At 70.7% G+C, this 18,659-nt stretch carries 12 protein-coding genes and 1 pseudogene; 5 read left to right on the top strand and 8 right to left on the bottom strand.

All coding sequences use genetic code 11. The features are described 5' to 3' along the window. Positions 1-75: 75 nt before the first annotated feature. Together mtnC and ACZ4Z1_RS02420 are read right to left on the bottom strand one after the other, a co-directional pair. Positions 76-777 (bottom strand): annotated as a pseudogene (gene mtnC / locus ACZ4Z1_RS02425) (acireductone synthase); the annotation flags it as partial. Beyond that, entirely contained in the window at positions 774-1,370 is a 597-nt protein-coding gene (locus ACZ4Z1_RS02420) for a 1,2-dihydroxy-3-keto-5-methylthiopentene dioxygenase (RefSeq protein ID WP_468484692.1), read from the bottom strand. The gene ACZ4Z1_RS02420 and the pseudogene mtnC, both read right to left, overlap by 4 nt. 283 nt (positions 1,371-1,653) lie before the next feature. Here ACZ4Z1_RS02420 and ACZ4Z1_RS02415 point away from each other — a divergent pair, with 283 nt between their 5' ends. Continuing rightward, the gene (locus ACZ4Z1_RS02415) at positions 1,654-3,147 is read left to right on the top strand and encodes a GMC family oxidoreductase (RefSeq protein ID WP_468484691.1); all 1,494 of its coding nucleotides are present in this window, start codon (positions 1,654-1,656) and stop codon (positions 3,145-3,147) included. A gap of 70 nt (positions 3,148-3,217) precedes the next feature. Here ACZ4Z1_RS02415 and ACZ4Z1_RS02410 read toward each other — a convergent pair whose 3' ends face one another. The 4 genes from ACZ4Z1_RS02410 to ACZ4Z1_RS02395 form a co-directional block, all read right to left on the bottom strand. Then, positions 3,218-4,828 (bottom strand): glycerol-3-phosphate dehydrogenase/oxidase, encoded by a 1,611-nt coding sequence (locus tag ACZ4Z1_RS02410; RefSeq protein ID WP_468484690.1) that lies wholly within the window; start codon positions 4,826-4,828, stop codon positions 3,218-3,220. 2 nt (positions 4,829-4,830) lie between these two features. Further along, positions 4,831-6,372, bottom strand: coding sequence for a glycerol kinase GlpK (gene glpK, locus ACZ4Z1_RS02405; RefSeq protein WP_468484689.1), 1,542 nt, complete (start codon positions 6,370-6,372; stop codon positions 4,831-4,833). A 40-nt stretch (positions 6,373-6,412) separates the two neighbouring features. Continuing rightward, positions 6,413-7,201: an MIP/aquaporin family protein gene (locus ACZ4Z1_RS02400; RefSeq protein WP_468484688.1), complete on the bottom strand. Its 789-nt coding sequence runs from the start codon at positions 7,199-7,201 to the stop codon at positions 6,413-6,415. A gap of 226 nt (positions 7,202-7,427) precedes the next feature. Then, the gene (locus tag ACZ4Z1_RS02395) at positions 7,428-8,201 is read right to left on the bottom strand and encodes an IclR family transcriptional regulator (RefSeq protein WP_365842931.1); all 774 of its coding nucleotides are present in this window, start codon (positions 8,199-8,201) and stop codon (positions 7,428-7,430) included. Positions 8,202-8,539: 338 nt separating this feature from the next. Between ACZ4Z1_RS02395 and metH the strand changes: the two genes are divergently transcribed. The 4 genes from metH to ACZ4Z1_RS02375 all read left to right on the top strand — a co-directional run bounded on the left by metH (position 8,540) and on the right by ACZ4Z1_RS02375 (position 16,668). Beyond that, on the top strand, positions 8,540-12,049 hold the full coding sequence (gene metH, locus ACZ4Z1_RS02390; RefSeq protein WP_468484687.1) for a methionine synthase: 3,510 nt from the start codon (positions 8,540-8,542) through the stop codon (positions 12,047-12,049). A 178-nt stretch (positions 12,050-12,227) separates the two neighbouring features. Beyond that, the gene (locus ACZ4Z1_RS02385; protein ID WP_468484686.1) at positions 12,228-12,941 is read left to right on the top strand and encodes an HAD family hydrolase; all 714 of its coding nucleotides are present in this window, start codon (positions 12,228-12,230) and stop codon (positions 12,939-12,941) included. Positions 12,942-13,302: 361 nt separating this feature from the next. Further along, positions 13,303-14,913 (top strand): ABC transporter substrate-binding protein, encoded by a 1,611-nt coding sequence (locus tag ACZ4Z1_RS02380; RefSeq protein WP_468484685.1) that lies wholly within the window; start codon positions 13,303-13,305, stop codon positions 14,911-14,913. A 165-nt stretch (positions 14,914-15,078) separates the two neighbouring features. Then, positions 15,079-16,668, top strand: a complete 1,590-nt coding sequence (locus ACZ4Z1_RS02375) for an ABC transporter substrate-binding protein (RefSeq protein ID WP_468484684.1) — start codon at positions 15,079-15,081, stop codon at positions 16,666-16,668. 220 nt (positions 16,669-16,888) lie between these two features. Here the strand turns inward: ACZ4Z1_RS02375 and ACZ4Z1_RS02370 are convergent, their stop codons facing one another. Continuing rightward, entirely contained in the window at positions 16,889-17,560 is a 672-nt protein-coding gene (locus tag ACZ4Z1_RS02370; RefSeq protein ID WP_003981597.1) for a response regulator, read from the bottom strand. Positions 17,561-17,573: 13 nt separating this feature from the next. Next, complete coding sequence (locus tag ACZ4Z1_RS02365; protein ID WP_468484857.1) at positions 17,574-18,398, bottom strand: RecB family exonuclease; 825 nt, start codon at positions 18,396-18,398, stop codon at positions 17,574-17,576. Positions 18,399-18,659 lie beyond the last annotated feature (261 nt).

Here is an 18,659-nt window from a genome sequence, read left to right as displayed (position 1 = left end):
CTCCGTCCTTGCCTCCGCCCCCGCTTTCGCTCCGGCCTCCGTACCCGTCCCCGCTGCCGTCCCCGCTCCCGTACGGATGGCCAGCTCCCCGAAGGACGCCACCTCGGGATGGTCACCCACCCCGCTCTCATAGTGCGGCTCCCCGGGCCGCCGCACCCCCGCCGTGTGCCACCCCGCCGTCCGCGCCGCGTCCAGTTCCCCGGCCCGGTCGGACAGGAACAGCACCCGCCGCGGCACGGCGCCCAGGTCCGCGGCGATCGCCTCGTACGACGCGGCCACCAGCTTGGGCCCGGCGTTCTCCGTGTCGTAGTACCTCCCGGCCAGCGGCCGCAGATCGCCCTGCGGGCTGTGCCCGAACCACGCCCGCTGCGCCGCCACCGACCCCGACGAGTACACGTGCAGCCGCACGCCCGCCGCGTGCCACTCGCGCAGCCTGGGCACCACGTCCGGATAGAAGTGCGAGACCAGCTCCCCGCTCGCGAAGCCCTCGGCCCATACGATGCCCTGCAACGTCTTCAGGGGCGTGGCCTTGCGGTCCTCGTCCAGCCAGGCGCCGAGCGCCCGCTCTATGCGTGCCGTGTCGGCGGCCGGTTCGCCCAGCAGTGCCCGTACCTGCTCGACGGCCCGCCGTACCGCCGGTTCCGCGGCCCGCTCGGTCAGCAGCCGCCCGAACCGTTTGCGGGAGTACGGGTACAGCTCGTCGACGACGAAGCCGGTCGCGCTCGTGGTGCCCTCGATGTCGAGCACCACGTGGTCCACGTCGAAGGTGTGGGTCACGCCGCGCCCCGTTCCGCCCGGCCGGCCGTGAGCGTGTCGAAGCCGGGGAACCGCAGCGCGATGTCGTCGCCGGTGAACGTGCCGACCCAGCCGTCCTCCTCGTGGAAGAAGCGGATGGCCGTGAACGACGGGCGGGTGCCCATGTCGAACCAGTGGGTGGTGCCCCGCGGCACGCCCAGCAGGTCGCCCTCCTCGCACAGCACGGCGTGCACCTCGCCGCCCGTGTGCAGGTAGAACACCCCGGACCCGGCGACGAAGAACCGCACCTCGTCGTCGTCCTCGTGGGTGTGCTCGGCGAGGAACTTCTGCCGGGCCGCCCGCGCCTTCTCCGGCCACCCGGGGTCGTCGCCGGGGTGCAGGGACGCCACGTCGACCGTCACGAACCCCTCCTCGGCGGTCAGCGTGTCGATCTCCGTCCGGTACGCCGCCAGGACGGCCGCGGGCTCCGCGTCCGGCGCCACGTCCCTCCGTATCGGCCACTGCTCGTACCGCACCCCGACCGGCGCCAGCGCCGCGGCGATCTCCGCGGGCTCGGACGTGCGCCGCAGCACGGTCTCCGGGCCGCTCTCCGGCCAGGTGGTCAGCAAGGTCATGGGGATCTCCGAGGTCGGTGACGGGTCTGGAGAAACAGGGGGCAGGGACCGGGAGGACCGGCCGCGGCCCCTGCTCGCGATGCTAGTGCCGGGGTCCGCAGCCGGACCCCGGGGTTTCGGGCCCGGCTGCCGCCCCTCCGGCGGGTCCGTACGCGTACGTGTGTGATCTCCGCCCGGCGGGTACCTCAGGGAGCCGGGCCCACGGCGCGGCCGGCGGTCCCAGGCAGGCACTACGCAGGCAGTACGCGAGCGGTACATCGAGAAGGCAGGCAAGGCGGCGGACATGGGTACCTGGGATGTGATCATCGTCGGCGCGGGCTCCGCCGGAGGCGTACTGGCCTCCCGGCTGTCCGAGGACCCCGCACGGTCCGTGCTGCTGCTGGAGGCCGGACCGGACCACGGCAGCTCGCCCGACGGCCTGCCCGACGACGTGGCCACCAGTCCCGCCGCGACCCACAGCCACGACTGGGGGTACGTCAGCGAGCCCGGCGCCCTCGGCCGGCCCGTGGAACTGCCGCGCGGCAAGCTCGTCGGCGGCTCCTCGGCGATCAACTCCGCGATCGCCCTGCGCGGGCACCCGCGCGACTACGACGACTGGGCCGCGCAGGGCAACGAGGGCTGGTCGTTCGGCGACTTCCTGCCCAGCCTGCGCCGCGTGGAGCGCGATCTGGACACCGGGCCGCCGTGGCACGGCACGGACGGCCCCGTCCCCGTACGGCGGTACGGCACGGACGAGACGAACCGGTGGCAGCGCGCTTTCCACGACGCCTGCACCGCCCTCGGGCACCCGCCCGTCGCCGACCACAACGCCCCCGGCGCCCGCGGCGTCGGCCCGGTCCCGGTCAACCGGGTCGGCGGCATCCGGCAGAGCACCGCCCTGACCTACCTCGCCCGGGCCCGCGGGCGCGCCAACCTCACCGTGCGCGGCGGCATCCTCGTGGACCGGGTCCTGGTGAGCGACGGCCGGGCGACGGGCGTGCAGCTCGCCGACCCCGGGCGTACGGTGCTGCCCGCCCGCCGGGTCGTGCTGGCCGCCGGGGCGTACGGCAGCCCGCCCATCCTGCTGCGCTCCGGCATCGGCCCGGCCGGTCACCTGCACGACCTCGGCATCCCCGTGACGGCCGACCTGCCCGGCGTGGGGGAGAACCTCCGCGACCATCCCGCCGTCACCCTTGAGTACGCCACCGGCGCCCCGCCGCCCGGCCCCCGCGACCCGGTCCTGCAAACCTTCCTGACCTGCGACCTCAGCGGTGACGACGGCCCGGCCGACCTCCAGGTCTTCCCGTCGGGCCCCGAACGGGGCGAGGACGGGACGACGGTGCTCACCCTGTGGGTGGCCCTGCTGCGGCCGTCCTCCTGCGGCCGGCTGCGGCTGCGTTCCGCCGACCCCCGGGACGCCCCGCGTATCGACGTCGGCTTCCTGCGCGAACCGGAGGACACCCGCCGCATGGTGACGGGCATGCGGCTCGCCCGCGCCCTCGCCCGTACGGCACCGCTGTCGGAGCTGCTCCGCGAGGAGCGCGCGCCGGGCCCCACCGTCACCACCGACGAAGAACTGGCGGAAGCCCTGCGGCAGACCGTCAGCGGCTATCAGCACGCCGCCGGGACCTGCCGGATGGGCCCGGCAGGGGACCGCGGCGCGGTGGTCTCCGCCACCGGTGCCGTACACGGTATCGAGGCCCTGCACGTCATCGACGCCTCCGTGATGCCGACGCTGCCCGCCGCCAACACCAACCTCACCGCCATGGCCGTCGCCGAGCACTGCGTACGGCAGTAGAACCCCGACACGCCTGAGGGCGGCTCCCGGTCCGGGAGCCGCCCTCAGGTCAGCGGTGCGTCACAGCGCGTCAGCCGCGCTGTTCCAGTATCGCCTTGGTCCGGGCGCGGACGTCCTCGTCGTCCAGGCCGCGGATGGTCAGCGTGGTGCGGCGGCGCAGCACGTCGTCGACCGTCTCCGCCCACTCGTGGTCGCGGGCGTAGACGACCTGGGCCCAGATCTCCGGCGCGTCCGGGTGGATGCGCTCGGCCAGTGCCGGGTCCTCGTTGGCCAGCCGGGCGATGTCGAAGGACAGCGAACCGTAGTGGGTGGCCAGGTGGCGGGCGGTCTCCGGCGCCATGCGCGGGCCGGGGGCCGAGCCGTCGACCAGCAGGCGGTGGGCGACCGCGTTCGGGTTGGCGATGCCCGGCAGCGGCAGCTTCTTCGGCAGGTGCGAGATCGGCTCCATGTCCTCGGCCAGCGGCTGGCCGGGCAGCGCCGCCAGCTTGTTCATGACCGTACGGCCGATGTGGCGGAACGTGGTCCACTTGCCGCCGGCGACGGAGAGCATGCCGCCCGCGCCCTCGGTGACGACGGTCTCGCGCTTGGCCTTGGAGGTGTCGCCGGGGCCGCCCGGCAGCACCCGCAGGCCCGCGAAGGAGTACGTGATCAGGTCACGGGACAGCTGCTGGTCGCGGACGGAGAAGGCCGCCTCGTCCAGGATCTGCGCGGTGTCCTTCTCGGTGACGCGGACGTCCGCCGGGTCGCCCTCGTACTCCTCGTCGGTCGTACCGAGCAGCAGCATGTCCTCCCAGGGGAGGGCGAAGGTGATGCGGTACTTGTCGATCGGGGTGGCCAGCGCGGCCTTCCAGGGGGAGGTGCGCTTGAGGACCAGGTGCGCGCCCTTGGACAGGCGGATGGAGGGCGCCGCGTTCGGGTTCTCCATCTTGCGCAGGTGGTCGACCCAGGGGCCGGTCGCGTTCAGGACCAGGCGCGCGTTGACGCCGAACTCGGTGCCGTCGGTGCCGTCCTTGAGCTCGGCACCGGTGACCCGGCCCTGCGTGAAGCGCAGCCCGGTGACCTCGGCGTGGTTCAGCACGGTGGCGCCGGCCTCGACGGCCGCGCGGACCGTCATCAGGGCCATCCGGGCGTCGTTCATCTGGTCGTCGCCGTACACGGCCACGGCCTTGAGGTTGTCCGTGCGCAGCTCCGGCACGTCGCGCTGGGCCTTGGCCGGGCTGATGACGTGACCGACACCGTCACCGAAGGCGGACAGTGCGGAGTACGCGAAGACGCCCGCGCCGAGCTTGGCCGCGCCGTGCGGGCCGCCCTTGTAGACCGGCAGGTAGAAGGTCAGCGGGTTGGCGAGGTGGGGGGCCACCTCACGCGAGACCGCACGGCGCTCGAAGTGGTTCTCCGCCACCAGCTTGACCGCGCCGGTCTGCAGGTAGCGCAGACCGCCGTGCAGCAGCTTGGAGGAGGCGGAGGAGGTGGCGCCGGCGAAGTCGCCGGCGTCCACCAGCGCAACCCGCAGCCCCGACTGCGCGGCGTGCCAGGCAGTGGAGATGCCCAGGATGCCGCCGCCGATCACCAGGAGGTCGTACGTCGCCTTGGAAAGCTGCTCCCGGGTCTCGGCGCGGCTCTGGGTCGAACCGTCGGCCGGGTGCGTCCCGAGGGCCGGGACGCTCTGCAGGGTGCTCATGATTACTCCTCGTCCTCGATCCAGCCCATGGTCCGCTCGACGGCCTTGAGCCAGTTCTTGTACTCGCGGTCGCGGGTCTCCGCGTCCATGCGGGGGGTCCACTCGGCGGCCCGGCGCCAGTTGGCGCGCAGCGCGTCGGTGTCCGGCCAGAAGCCGACGGCCAGTCCGGCGGCGTAGGCGGCGCCGAGGCAGGTCGTCTCGGCCACCATCGGGCGCACCACGGGGGCGTCCAGGAAGTCCGAGATGGTCTGCATCAGCAGGTTGTTGGAGGTCATTCCGCCGTCGACCTTCAGCGCGGTCAGGTCGACGCCGGAGTCCTTGGTCATGGCGTCGGTGATCTCGCGGGTCTGCCAGGCGGTGGCCTCGAGCACGGCGCGGGCGATGTGCGCCTTGGTGACGTAGCGGGTCAGGCCCGCGATCACGCCGCGCGCGTCCGAGCGCCAGTAGGGGGCGAACAGGCCGGAGAAGGCCGGGACGAAGTACGCGCCGCCGTTGTCCTCGACGGTGCTGGCCAGCGTCTCGATCTCGGCGGCCGAGTTGATCAGGCCCATCTGGTCGCGCATCCACTGCACCAGCGAACCGGTGACGGCGATCGAGCCCTCCAGGGCGTACACCGGCTTCTGGTCACCGATGCGGTAGCCGACCGTGGTCAGCAGCCCGTTGTAGGAGTTGACGGGCTCGTCACCGGTGTTCATCAGCATGAAGGTGCCGGTGCCGTACGTGGACTTGGCCTCGCCCTTGTCGTAGCAGGTCTGGCCGAACAGCGCGGCCTGCTGGTCGCCCAGTGCCGAGGCGACCGGCACGCCGGCCAGTGCGCCCGCGGCGGCGGTGCCGTACACCTCGGCCGACGAGCGGATCTCCGGCAGCACCGCGGCCGGGATGTCGATGGAGTGCAGGATCTTCTCGTCCCACTCCAGCCTGCGCAGGTTCATCAGCAGGGTGCGCGAGGCGTTGGTGACGTCGGTGACGTGCACGCCGCCCTCGGCGCCGCCGGTCAGGTTCCAGATGACCCAGGAGTCCATGGTGCCGAAGAGGATGTCGCCGGCCTCGGCGCGCTCGCGCAGGCCCTCGACGTTGTCCAGCAGCCAGCGGATCTTCGGGGCGGCGAAGTACGAGGCCAGCGGCAGGCCGGTCTCGCGGCGGAAGCGGTCCTTGCCGACGTTGCGGCCCAGCTCGCGGCAGAGCCCGTCGGTACGGGTGTCCTGCCAGACGATGGCGTTGTGGACCGGCTCACCGGTGTTCTTGTCCCACATCAGCGTGGTCTCGCGCTGATTGGTGATACCGATCGCCTTGACGTCCTTGGCGGTGATGCCGGCCTTCTCGACGGCACCGGCCACGACCTGCTGGACGTTCTCCCAGATCTCCTTGGCGTCGTGCTCGACCCACCCCGGCTTGGGGAAGATCTGTTCGTGCTCCTTCTGGTCGACCGAAACGATCCGGCCGTCCTTGTCGAACACGATGCAGCGGCTGGACGTGGTGCCCTGGTCGATGGCCGCGATGAACGGGCCGTGGCCGTGCGAGGCGGTGCTGTGGTTGTCGCTCATGGTGTGTGTGCTCCAAAAATCTTCGGTCGGGCGGCGCGGCTCAGGCGAACGCGAGGTTGTAGATACCACCGGCGATCGCGCCGCCGATCAGCGGACCGGCGACCGGGATCCACGCGTAGCCCCAGTCCGATCCGCCCTTGTTCGGCAGCGGAAGCAGCGAGTGGACGATACGCGGACCGAGGTCGCGCACCGGGTTGATCGCGTAGCCGGTCGGGCCGCCGAGCGACAGACCGATGCCGACGACCACGAACGCGGTCAGCAGCGCACCGATGACACCGACGCCTTTGCCGTTGTCGCTGAGGCCCTGGGTGAGGATCGCCAGCACGAGCACGGTGGTGGCGATGACCTCGGTGGTCAGGTTCTGCACCGCGTTGCGGATCTCGGGTCCGGTGGAGAAGACGCCGAGAACCGGGCCGGCCTTGGGGGCCGCCGCCTTGTCGACCATGCCTTCCTGCCCGCTCTGCTCGCCCACGATCTCCGGGTCGGTCAGGTGGGCCCGGAAGTGGCCGTAGTACGCGAGCCACACCAGCACCGCGCCGATCATGGCGCCGAGCAGCTGGGCGGCGAAGTACACCGGTACGTCGCCCCACGGCGTGCCGCCCTTGACGGCCAGCCCCACGGTGACCGCCGGGTTCAGGTGGGCGCCGGACTTCGACGCGATGTACGCGCCGGTCAGCACGGCGAAACCCCACCCGAAGGTGATGGCCACCCATCCCGAGTTGTACGCCTTCGAGCGCTTCAGCGTGACGGCGGCGCAGACGCCACCGCCCAGCAGGATCAGAACAGCGGTACCGATGGTCTCGCTGATGAAGATGTCGGAGCTGGACACCCGCGACTCCTTTGTCCTTCGTCCAGGGGAAGGCGGACCCCGGGTCCCTCCGGTGGTCCGCGCCCTCCGAGAGGGCGTTGGTCGGCCTCCGGCACCGTCCACCATAACCAATATTGTCGTTTGGTGTTCGACAATGCCGACCGACGAACGGCAGTTTTCTTCACGCGTAGCACCCCGTCAAGGGTTCTGTGACTGAAAACTTAGGTGAACATATGGGATGAAAGGGTCAGAATCGCCCAGCTCCGAGGTCTCGGGAGACCGCACGTGCGCAATCCCTCACAGCGGCGACGATTTCCGGCCGCAGCTCACCGGGCTCGCCGTCCCGGCAGACCCGCTCCACCGCACCGGTCACCCCCACCGCGCCCACCGGCATCCGCCGCCGGTCGTGAATGGGCGCCGCCACCGACGCCACGCCCTCCCAGGTCTCCTCCACGTCGGCCGCCCAGCCCCGCGCCCGGGTGAGATCCAGTACGCCCTCCAGCTCCTCCAGCGCGGTCACCGTGCGCGGCGTGAACGCCTGCCGCTCGGCTTCCGCCGCCTCGCTGTGCGCCACCGGGTCGTACGCCGTCAGCACCTTGCCAAGCGCCGTGCTGTGCAGCGGGTGCATCGCGCCGACCTCCAGCACCTGACGGCTGTCGTCGGGCCGGAAGACGTGGTGCACGATCAGTACACCCTGCTGGTGCAGCACCCCCAGGTAGACGCTCTCGCCGCTGGACCGCGCCAGGTCGTCCGTCCACACGAGCGCGCGGGCGCGCAGCTCGTGCACGTCCAGATAGCTGTTGCCCAGGCGCAGCAGCTCGGCGCCCAGCTGGTAGCGGCCGGACGCCGGGTCCTGCTCGACGAAGCCCTCCTGCTGGAGGGTGCGCAGGATGCCGTGCGCGGTGCCCTTGGCCAGCCCCAGCGCGGAGGAGATGTCGGAGAGGCCCAGCCGGCGCTCACCGCCGGCCAGCAGCCGCAGCATCGCGGCGGCACGTTCCAGTGACTGGATGTTCCGTGCCATCGGGCAACCTCCGGGTGAAGCGGTGAAGCGGGTGACATGGTGCGGTGTACAGCAGCGCCGGTCAGCCCAGAAGAGCGGTTCGGCAATGCTGAACGATATCGGTGAATGCCGACCCTGTGGCAGTCGACCGATCCCTGTCAATGATCTTGGCCGGGTCCGGCACCGTCCCCGCCCGGCACCCGTACGGCCCCGGCCCCACCGCGGATCCGGCGCGACTTCCGGGCGTCCACGCCCTGGGACACCCGGGCCACCGGCAGCCACGCCCGCTACCCTGACCGGGTGCGCCTTCTACCGGAAGACGCAAAGCCGACAGCCGTCGCAACCAGGGGAGCACCTCCATGGCCTCGTACACGCCATCGTCCACCAGCACATCCCGCACCACGGCACTGCGCGAGGCCCTCGCCTCCCGCGTAGTGGTGGCCGACGGGGCGATGGGCACGATGCTCCAGGCCCAGGATCCGACGATGGAGGACTTCCAGCAGCTGGAGGGCTGCAACGAGATCCTGAACATCACCCGTCCGGACATCGTCCGTTCGGTCCACGAGGAGTACTTCGCGGTCGGTGTCGACTGCGTCGAGACCAACACCTTCGGCGCCAACCACGCCGCGCTCGCCGAGTACGACATCCCCGAGCGGATCTTCGAACTGTCCGAGTCCGGCGCCCGCATCGCCCGCGAGGTCGCCGACGAGTTCACCGCCTCCACCGGGCAGCAGCGCTGGGTGCTCGGCTCCATGGGCCCCGGCACCAAGCTGCCCACCCTCGGCCACGTCGACTACGCCACCCTGCGCGACGCCTACCAGCGCAACGCCGAAGGCATGATCGCCGGCGGCGCCGACGCGCTGCTCGTCGAGACCACCCAGGACCTGCTCCAGACCAAGGCCGCCGTCCTCGGCGCCCGCCGCGCCCTGGAAGCCACCGGCACCGACCTGCCCGTGATCTGCTCGGTGACCGTCGAGACCACCGGCACCATGCTGCTCGGCTCGGAGATCGGCGCCGCGCTGACCGCGCTGGAGCCGCTCGGCATCGACATGATCGGCCTGAACTGCGCCACCGGCCCCGCCGAGATGAGCGAGCACCTGCGCTACCTGGCGCGCAACGCCCGTGTACCGCTGTCCTGCATGCCCAACGCCGGCCTGCCCGTCCTCGGCAAGGACGGCGCCCACTACCCGCTGACCCCGGCCGAACTGGCCGACGCCCAGGAAACCTTCGTCGGTGAGTACGGGCTCTCGCTCGTCGGCGGCTGCTGCGGCACCACCCCCGAGCACCTGCGCCAGGTCGTCGAGCGGGTACGGGGCCTGGCTCCCACCGAGCGCAGCCCGCGCCCCGAGCCCGGCGCCGCCTCCCTCTACCAGACCGTCCCGTTCCGCCAGGACACCTCGTACCTGGCCATCGGCGAGCGCACCAACGCCAACGGGTCCAAGAAGTTCCGCGAGGCCATGCTGGAAGGCCGCTGGGACGACTGCGTGGAGATGGCCCGCGACCAGATCCGCGAGGGCGCCCACCTGCTCGACCTGTGTGTGGACTACGTCGGCCGGGACGGCGTCGCCGACATGCGGGAGCTGGCCGGCCGCTTCGCCACCGCCTCCACCCTGCCCATCGTGCTGGACTCCACCGAGGTCGACGTGATCCAGGCGGGTCTGGAGAAGCTCGGCGGCCGCGCGGTCATCAACTCCGTCAACTACGAGGACGGCGACGGCCCCGAGTCGCGGTTCGCCCGGGTCGCCGCGCTGGCCCGCGAGCACGGCGCCGCCCTGATGGCGCTGACCATCGACGAGGAGGGCCAGGCCCGCACCGTCGAGAACAAGGTGGCCATCGCCGAGCGCATCATCGAGGACCTGACGTCCAACTGGGGCATCCGCGAGTCGGACATCCTCATCGACTGCCTGACCTTCACCATCTGCACCGGTCAGGAGGAGTCCCGCAAGGACGGCGTCAACACCATCGAGGCCATCCGCGAGCTGAAGCGGCGTCACCCCGACGTCCAGACCACCCTCGGCCTGTCCAACATCTCCTTCGGCCTCAACCCGGCCGCCCGCATCGTGCTCAACTCCGTCTTCCTCGACGAGTGCGTCAAGGCCGGACTGGACTCCGCGATCGTGCACGCCTCCAAGATCCTGCCGATCGCACGGCTGGAGGAGGAGCAGGTCAAGGTCGCCCTCGACCTGATCTACGACCGGCGCGAAGAGGGCTACGACCCGCTCCAGAAGCTCCTGGAGCTGTTCGAGGGTGCCACCGCCAAGTCGCTCAAGGCCGGCAAGGCCGAGGAACTGCTCGCCCTGCCCCTGGAGGAGCGCCTGCGGCGCCGCATCATCGACGGGGAGAAGAACGGCCTGGCGGCCGACCTGGACGCGGCGCTCGCCGAGCGTCCGGCCCTGGACATCGTCAACGACACCCTGCTCGAAGGCATGAAGGTGGTCGGCGAGCTGTTCGGCTCCGGCCAGATGCAGCTGCCGTTCGTGCTCCAGTCCGCCGAGGTCATGAAGACCGCGGTGGCCTACCTGGAGCCGCACATGGAGAAGTCCGATTCCGAGGGCAAGGGCACCATCGTCCTGGCGACCGTCCGCGGCGACGTGCACGACATCGGCAAGAACCTGGTCGACATCATCCTGTCCAACAACGGCTACAACGTCGTCAACCTCGGCATCAAGCAGCCGGTCTCGGCCATCCTGGAAGCCGCCGAGGAGCACCGCGCCGACGTCATCGGCATGTCGGGCCTGCTGGTCAAGTCCACGGTGATCATGAAGGAGAACCTGGAGGAGCTCAACCAGCGCAAGATGGCGGCCGACTTCCCCGTCATCCTCGGCGGCGCCGCCCTGACCCGCGCCTACGTCGAGCAGGACCTGCACGAGATCTACGAGGGCGAGGTCCGCTACGCCCGCGACGCCTTCGAGGGCCTGCGCCTGATGGACGCCCTGATCGCCGTCAAGCGCGGCGTGCCCGGCGCCACCCTGCCCGAGCTCAAGCAGCGCCGCGTCCCCAAGCGCGACATCGAGATCAAGGAGCCGGAGCAGGAGGAGGGCACCGTCCGTTCCGACGTGGCCACCGACAACCCCGTACCCACCCCGCCGTTCTGGGGCACCCGCGTCGTCAAGGGCATCCAGCTCGCCGACTACGCGTCCTGGCTGGACGAGGGCGCCCTGTTCAAGGGGCAGTGGGGCCTCAAGCAGGCCCGTACGGGTGACGGCCCCTCCTACGAGGAACTGGTCGAGTCCGAGGGGCGGCCCCGGCTGCGCGGCTGGCTGGACAAGCTCCAGACCGAGAACCTCCTGGAGGCCGCCGTCGTCCACGGGTACTTCCCCTGCTACTCCAAGGGCGACGACCTGATCCTGCTCAACGAGGACGGCACCGAGCGCACCCGCTTCACCTTCCCGCGCCAGCGCCGCGGCCGGCGCCTGTGCCTGGCCGACTTCTTCCGCCCGGAGGAGTCCGGCGAACGGGACGTGGTCGGCCTCCAGGTCGTCACCGTCGGCTCGAAGATCGGCGAGGCCACCGCCGAGCTGTTCGCCTCCGATTCCTACCGCGACTACCTGGAGCTGCACGGCCTGTCCGTCCAGCTCGCCGAGGCGCTCGCCGAGTACTGGCACGCCCGGGTCCGCGCCGAGCTGGGCTTCGGCGGTGAGGACCCGGCCGACGTCGAGGACATGTTCGCGCTGAAGTACCGCGGCGCCCGCTTCTCGCTGGGCTACGGCGCCTGCCCCGACCTGGAGGACCGCGCCAAGATCGCGGATCTGCTCGGGCCGGAGCGGATCGGCGTCCAGCTCTCGGAGGAGTTCCAGCTGCACCCCGAGCAGTCCACCGACGCGATCGTCATCCACCACCCCGAGGCGAAGTACTTCAACGCGCGGTAGCACCGGGACGCGCGGTGACACCGGGACCGGGGAGGCCACGGAAGTCCCCGCGGGCACCGCGCGCCTCCCCGCACAGTCGTACACTGGTCGGTCCGGTAGTGGCCGGTCGCTTCCCCCACGCGGGAAAGCGGCCGGCCCTTTCGTCCCTCCGGGGACGCGCGACTACGGAGGTGCACGGATGACCAGCAGCATCCCCGCGGTAGGAACCCGTACGGCCGACGGCGCCACCCTGCAGGCCGTCTTCCTCGACCTGGACGGCACCCTCGTCGACACCGAGGGCTTCTGGTGGGAAGCGGAGGCCCAGGTCTTCGCCGAACTGGGCCACGTACTGGACGACCACCACCGCGAGGTCGTCGTCGGGGGGCCGATGACGCGCAGCGCCGCGTACCTGATCGGGGTGACCGGCGCCGACATCGGCCTGGACGAGCTGACCGTGCTGCTCAACGCCCGGTTCGCCGAGCGCATCGCCCGCGGCGTGCCGCTGATGCCCGGCGCACGCCGGCTGCTCGCGGAGCTGTCCGCGCACGGCGTGCCCACCGCCCTGGTCTCCGCCTCGCACCGCAGTGTCATCGACCGGATGCTGCACTCCCTGGGCCCGGAGAACTTCCGCCTGACGCTGGCCGGCGACGACCTGCCCCGTACGAAGCCGCACCCCGACCCCTACCTGACCGCGGCCGCCCGGCTCGGCGTGGACCCGCGGCGCTGCGCCGTGGTGGAGGACACCGTCACCGGCGTGACGGCGGGGGAGGCGGCCGGCTGCCAGGTCGTCGCCGTGCCGTCGGTGACGCCGATCGGTCCCGGTCAGGGGCGCACCGTGGTCGGATCGCTGGAAGAAGTGGATCTCCCATTTCTCCGGTCGCTCATCACGGACGGCCGGTACGGCGTGCACTGAGCGTTGCCTTCGAAAACGGAAGAAACTGTAAGGAGTGGCCCGCTCATTTTCCGTGACGAATGCGGCGGCCGAATTCACCCGGACGATCACCTCAATGCGGGAGTGACGTTTCTCACGCGCAGACCCGTCGACAGTGCGGGGCGGGGGCGTTCCAGGGGTACTTTCTCCTGGTTTCCCTGGGGGCAAGTGTCCGGATTGATGGGGGCACGTACGGTTCGTTCCACCGTCCGGATATCGATCATCGGGCAGCCGTTATCCGGGCGTGATATCCGTTCAACTCTGTTGTGTCCCGGAGGCCCTGGCAGTTCCTACTAATGTCAACGCGAGCAACACCTCTGCGCTGATAAGGAACCTGCCGACGATGAATCGCAAGACCTTGGTGCTGCCGGCCCTGGCCGGTCTGCTCGTCCCCACGCTCGCCGCCTGCGGCAGTTCGGACGGCTCCGGCGAAGGCGGCAAGCCGATCAAGGTCGGCACCACCGCCCAACTGGAGGCCACCAAGGACGCGCCCGCCCCGCTCGACCCCGCGCAGGCGTACGACGTCGACGCGTGGAACGTGCTGCGCGGAACCCTGCAGACGCTCATGCGCCTGCCCCGCACCGGCACCGCGCCGGTGCCCGAGGCCGCCGAGTCCTGCGGCTTCCGGGACACCCAGAACGAGCAGTTCCGCTGCAAACTCCGCGACGGACTGAAGTTCTCCAACGGGCACGCCCTGACGTCCAAGGACGTGAAGTTCTCCATCGACCGGATGCTGGCCGTCAAGTACGACCGCGGCCCCATCTCCCTGGTGGACAACGTCGACAAGGTGGAGACCCCCAGCGAGTCCGAGGTGGTCTTCCACCTCAAGAAGCCGGACGCCACCTTCCCGCAGAAACTCGCCACCCCGGCAGCGGCCATCGTCGACAGCGAGGTGTACCCGGCCAAGGGCCTCTACAAGGGCTTCGAGGTCTCCGGCTCCGGCCCGTACACCGTCAAGGTCGAGCACAGCGGAGAGCGCATCAGCAAGGCCGTCTTCACCAAGAACCCCGACTACAAGGGCGGGATCGAGGTGAAGAACTCCACCGTCGAGATGAAGTTCTTCGAGAACTCCGACGGCATGGAGAAGGCGCTGCGCAAGGGCGACATCGACCTGATGAACCGAAGCCTGACGCCCGACCAGATCAAGGGCCTGGAGAACGCCCGGGACGAGCACGTCACCCTTCAGGCCGTACCCGGCTCCGAGATCCGCTACCTCGCCTTCAACACCGACGACCCGTCGGTCTCCGACAAGGCCGTCCGGCAGGCCATGGCCCAGCTGGTCAACCGCTCCGCGCTGGTACGCGACGTGTACGCCTACACCGGCGACCCGCTGTACTCCCTGGTGCCCAAGGGCCTCACCGGCCACATCAACTCCTTCTTCACCAAGTACGGCAACCCGAGCGTCCCCGCCGCCCGCAAGATCCTCCAGCAGGCGCACATCAACACCCCGGTGAAGCTCACCCTCACCTACACCGCGAACCACTACGGCTCCAGCACCGCCAAGGAATTCCAGGAGCTGCAGAGCCAGCTGAACAAGTCCGGCCTGTTCGACGTCCAGATCAAGGGCATCGAGAACTGGCAGCAGTTCCGCAAGGAGCAGTCCGAGGGCAAGTACGCCGCCTACGGCATGGGCTGGTTCGCCGACCTCCCCGATGCGGACAACTACATCGCGCCGTTCATCGGCAAGGGGAACTTCCTCAACTCCCCGTACCGCAACAGCAAGATCGAATCCCAGCTGATCCCCGCCACCCGGCAGCAGACCGACCGCAACTCCGCCGCCGAGGGCTTCAAGCAGGCCCAGGACATCATCGCGGACGAGGTCCCCGTCCTGCCGCTGTGGCAGGGCAAGCAGTACGTCGCCGCCCGCGACGACATCACCGGCGCCGAGTGGGCCCTGAACTCCTCCTCGGCCCTGCAGATCTGGGAACTGGCCCGCGGCGTGAGCAGCAACTGACGACGGCCTCCGGCCGGCGCCACCGCGCGCCGGCCGGCTGCCGCATCCCCGAGACGGCGCGCACCACCACAACCGATGACGGCACTCCGCCGGCACACCGACACCGGCACCCGCCGGCGCGGAACACACCGCTGAACCGCCAGGACGACTGTGAGGAACACGCACGTGAGGAAACGCGACCAGTGGATCGCCGCACCGCTGGGGGCAGGGCTCGTCGCCGCCCTGCTCAGCGGCTGCGGATCCGGTGAGGGCGGGGACGCCGGGACCGGGGAACCCGTGGTGATGGGGATGACCGACAAGATCGTCTCCACCGACCCCGCCGCCGGCTACGACCCGGTCTCCTGGATGCTGTTCAACAACGTCTTCCAGTCGTTGCTGAGCTTCCCCAAGGGCGGCACCACCCCCGAACCCGAGGCCGCCGACTCCTGCGGCTTCGTCGAGGGCGGCAGCACCGTCTACAAGTGCACCCTCAAGGACGGCCTGAAGTTCAGCAACGGCAACAGCCTGACCTCCGAGGACGTCAAGTTCTCCTTCGACCGGATCAAGCGCATCAACGACAAGCGCGGCCCGGCCGTGATGTTCTCCGGCGTCGACAAGATCGAAGCACCTGACGCCCAGACCGTCATCTTCCGCCTCAAGTCGCCCGACGCGACCTTCCCGATGAAGATCGCCTCCGGCGCCGGCTCCATCGTCGACCACCGCGAGTACGCGCCCGACAAGCTGCGCACCGACAACAAGGCCGTCGGCTCCGGCGTCTACACCCTGAAGGAGTACGACGCCTCCTCCGAAGCCGTCTTCGGCGTCAACGGCTCCTACAAGGGCCCCGCCAAGGTCAAGAACTCCGGCATGACCATGAAGTTCTTCGACAGCCAGGACAAGCTGAAGAAGGCGGTGCAGGACAGCTCCATCGACATCGCCTACCGCGGTCTGGCCATGAAGGACATCGCCTCCCTGGACCAGGCGGCCGACAGCCGGAAGCACGGCACCCAGGTCGTCGAGGGCAAGAGCGCCGAGGTCATGCACCTGGTCTTCAACATGAAGGACCCGGTGGCCGGCAAGCTCGGCGTCCGCAAGGCCGTCGCGTACCTCCTGGACCGTTCCACGCTCGTCCGGGACGTCTACAAGCGCACCGCCGAACCGCTGTACTCGATCGTCCCCGCGGGCATCACCGGCCACAACTCCGCCTTCTTCGCCAACTACGGCGACCGGCCGCAGGCCGACAAGGCCGCCGCCGCCCTGCGCGACGCCGGCTACAACAACAAGAAGGTGCCGCTCACCCTCTGGGCCACCCCCGTCCGCTACGGCCCCGGCACCGTCCCCGCCTTCCAGGAGATCGCCCAGCAGCTCAACGCCAGCGGCCTCTTCGACGCCAAGGTCAAGAGCGTGCCCATCGAGGAGTTCGAGAAGGGCGTGGAAGACGGCAAGTACGGCGCCTACGTCAAGGGCTGGGTCCCCGACTACCCGGACCCCGACAACTTCACCCAGCCGTTCTTCGGCAAGGACAACGTCCTGCGCAACAACTACGACGCCAAGCGGATCACCGGGAAGCTGCTGCCCGGCACCGCCGGCCAGCCCGACCGGCAGGCGACCAAGCCCGCCTTCCGCGAGGTGCAGGACATCGTCGCCGAGGACCTGCCGGTCATACCGGTGTGGCAGGGCAAGCAGTACGCCGTCGCCCGCGAGAACATCGACGGCCTCCAGTGGACCCTGGACGCCTCCACCGTCTTCCGCTTCTGGGAACTGAAGAAGGGCTGACGCGGCCGCCGCGTACGGCTACGACCACGGCCCGGCCCGCCGCCGCTCCTCGGGGAGCGGGGGCGGGCCGGGCCGTTCCCGTGTGGCCGGCTGCGCCGGGCCGTTCTTGCGTGGCCGGCTGCGGGCCGGGGCGTCCTCGTGCGTACGGCTGCGGGGGCCGGACGCGGCCGTTGCCATACGTCCGGCTGCGGGCCGGGGGCGTTCCGCGCCCTTGCTGTCGCTACTGGGCGCCGGGACGCACCAGTCCGCTCTCGTACGCGTACACCGCGGCCTGCACCCGGTCCCGCAGCCCCAGCTTCGTCAGCACATGCCCGACATGCGTCTTGACCGTCGTCTCGCTCACGAACAGGTCCGCGGCGATCTCCGCGTTCGACAGGCCGCGCGCCACCAGCTTCAGCACCTCCACCTCGCGCTCGGTGAGGGTGTGCAGCGTGTCCGGCACCGGCTCCTCACCGGACGGCAGGTGACCCGCGTACTTGTCCAGCAGCCGGCGCGTGATGCTCGGCGCGAGCATCGCCTCGCCCGCCGCCACCACCCGGATCGCCTGCACCAGCTCCTGGGCCGGCGCGTCCTTCAGCAGGAAGCCGCTGGCCCCCGCGCGCAGCGCCTCCACCACGTACTCGTCCAGGTCGAACGTGGTCAGCACCAGCACCTTCGCCGGGCCGTCCTTCGCCGGACCGGTGATCTGCCGGGTCGCCTCGACCCCGTCCATCCGCGGCATCCGGATGTCCATCAGCACCACGTCGGGCTGCAGTGCCCGCACCTGCTCCAGCGCCTGCAGACCGTCCCCGGCCTCGCCGACGACCGCGAGATCCTGCTCGGCCTCAAGGATCATCCGGAAACCGGTACGCAGCAGCGGCTGGTCGTCGACCAGCAGGACGCGGATTGCCACAGGAACTCCTTCGTTAGACCAGGCCCATTCTGCCCTGCCCCTCCCCGGACGCCTCCACAGGGAGAGTCCGGCCGGGCCCCGGCACCGGCAGCGGATACGGCGGGGGAGTACCGCCGAACTCCGGGCACACCGCCTGGTGGTCGCACCACCCGCACAGCTTCGTACGGCGTGGCCGCCAGTCGCCCGTCGCCGTCGCCCGCTGGATGGCGTCCCACAGGGCCAGCAGCTTGCGCTCCACACCCCGCAGATCCGCCTCGGTCGGGTCGTACGTCAGCACGTCACCACTGCCCAGATACACCAGCTGCAGCCGCCGCGGCACCCGGCCGTGCAGCCGCCACATCACCAGCGCGTAGAACTTCATCTGGAACAGCGGGCCGTCCGCGTACTCCGGGCGGGGCGCCTTGCCGGTCTTGTAGTCGACCAGCCGCACCTCACCCGTCGGCGCCACGTCCACCCGGTCGATGAAACCGCGCAGCCGCAGCCCCGAGTCCAGCACCGTCTCCACATACAGCTCGCGGTCCGCGGGCTCCAGGCGCGTCGGATCCTCCAGCGTGAACCACCGCTCCACCAGCGCCTCGGCGTCCGCCAGCCACGCCGCCAGCCGCTCACCCGACGGATCGTCCTCGAACAGCTCCGCCAGCTCCGGCCGCTTCGCCAGCAGCTTCTCCCACTCGCCCGGCACCATCGAGCGCGCACCGCCCGGCGTACGCTGCGCCGCCGGGGCGTCGAAGAGGCGCTCCAGCACCGCGTGCACCACCGTGCCTCGCGTCGCCGCGGCACTCGGCTTCTCCGGCAGCTTGTCGATCACTCTGAAGCGGTACAGCAACGGACACTGCATGAAGTCGCCCGCCCGCGACGGAGAGAGCGATACGGGGTGGGTGGCGGGACGGGGAGGGACGGGGTGGGGGGCGTCCCCGGTGGCCGGGGTGGAGGGCGCGGGGGAGGCGGCACCGGTGGCAGCGGTGGGGGGCGTGAGGGGGCTGGTACCGGCGGCCGGGGCGGGAGGTGCGGAGGTGGCGGCACCGGCGGTCGCGGCGGGAGGCGCGGGGGTGGTGCCGGTACTGGCGGTCGCCGCCGCGGGCACGGTGACTGCGGTGGA

Source organism: Streptomyces sp. NPDC030165 (assembly GCF_055573595.1).
This window is presented reverse-complemented; position numbering and strand designations above follow the sequence as displayed.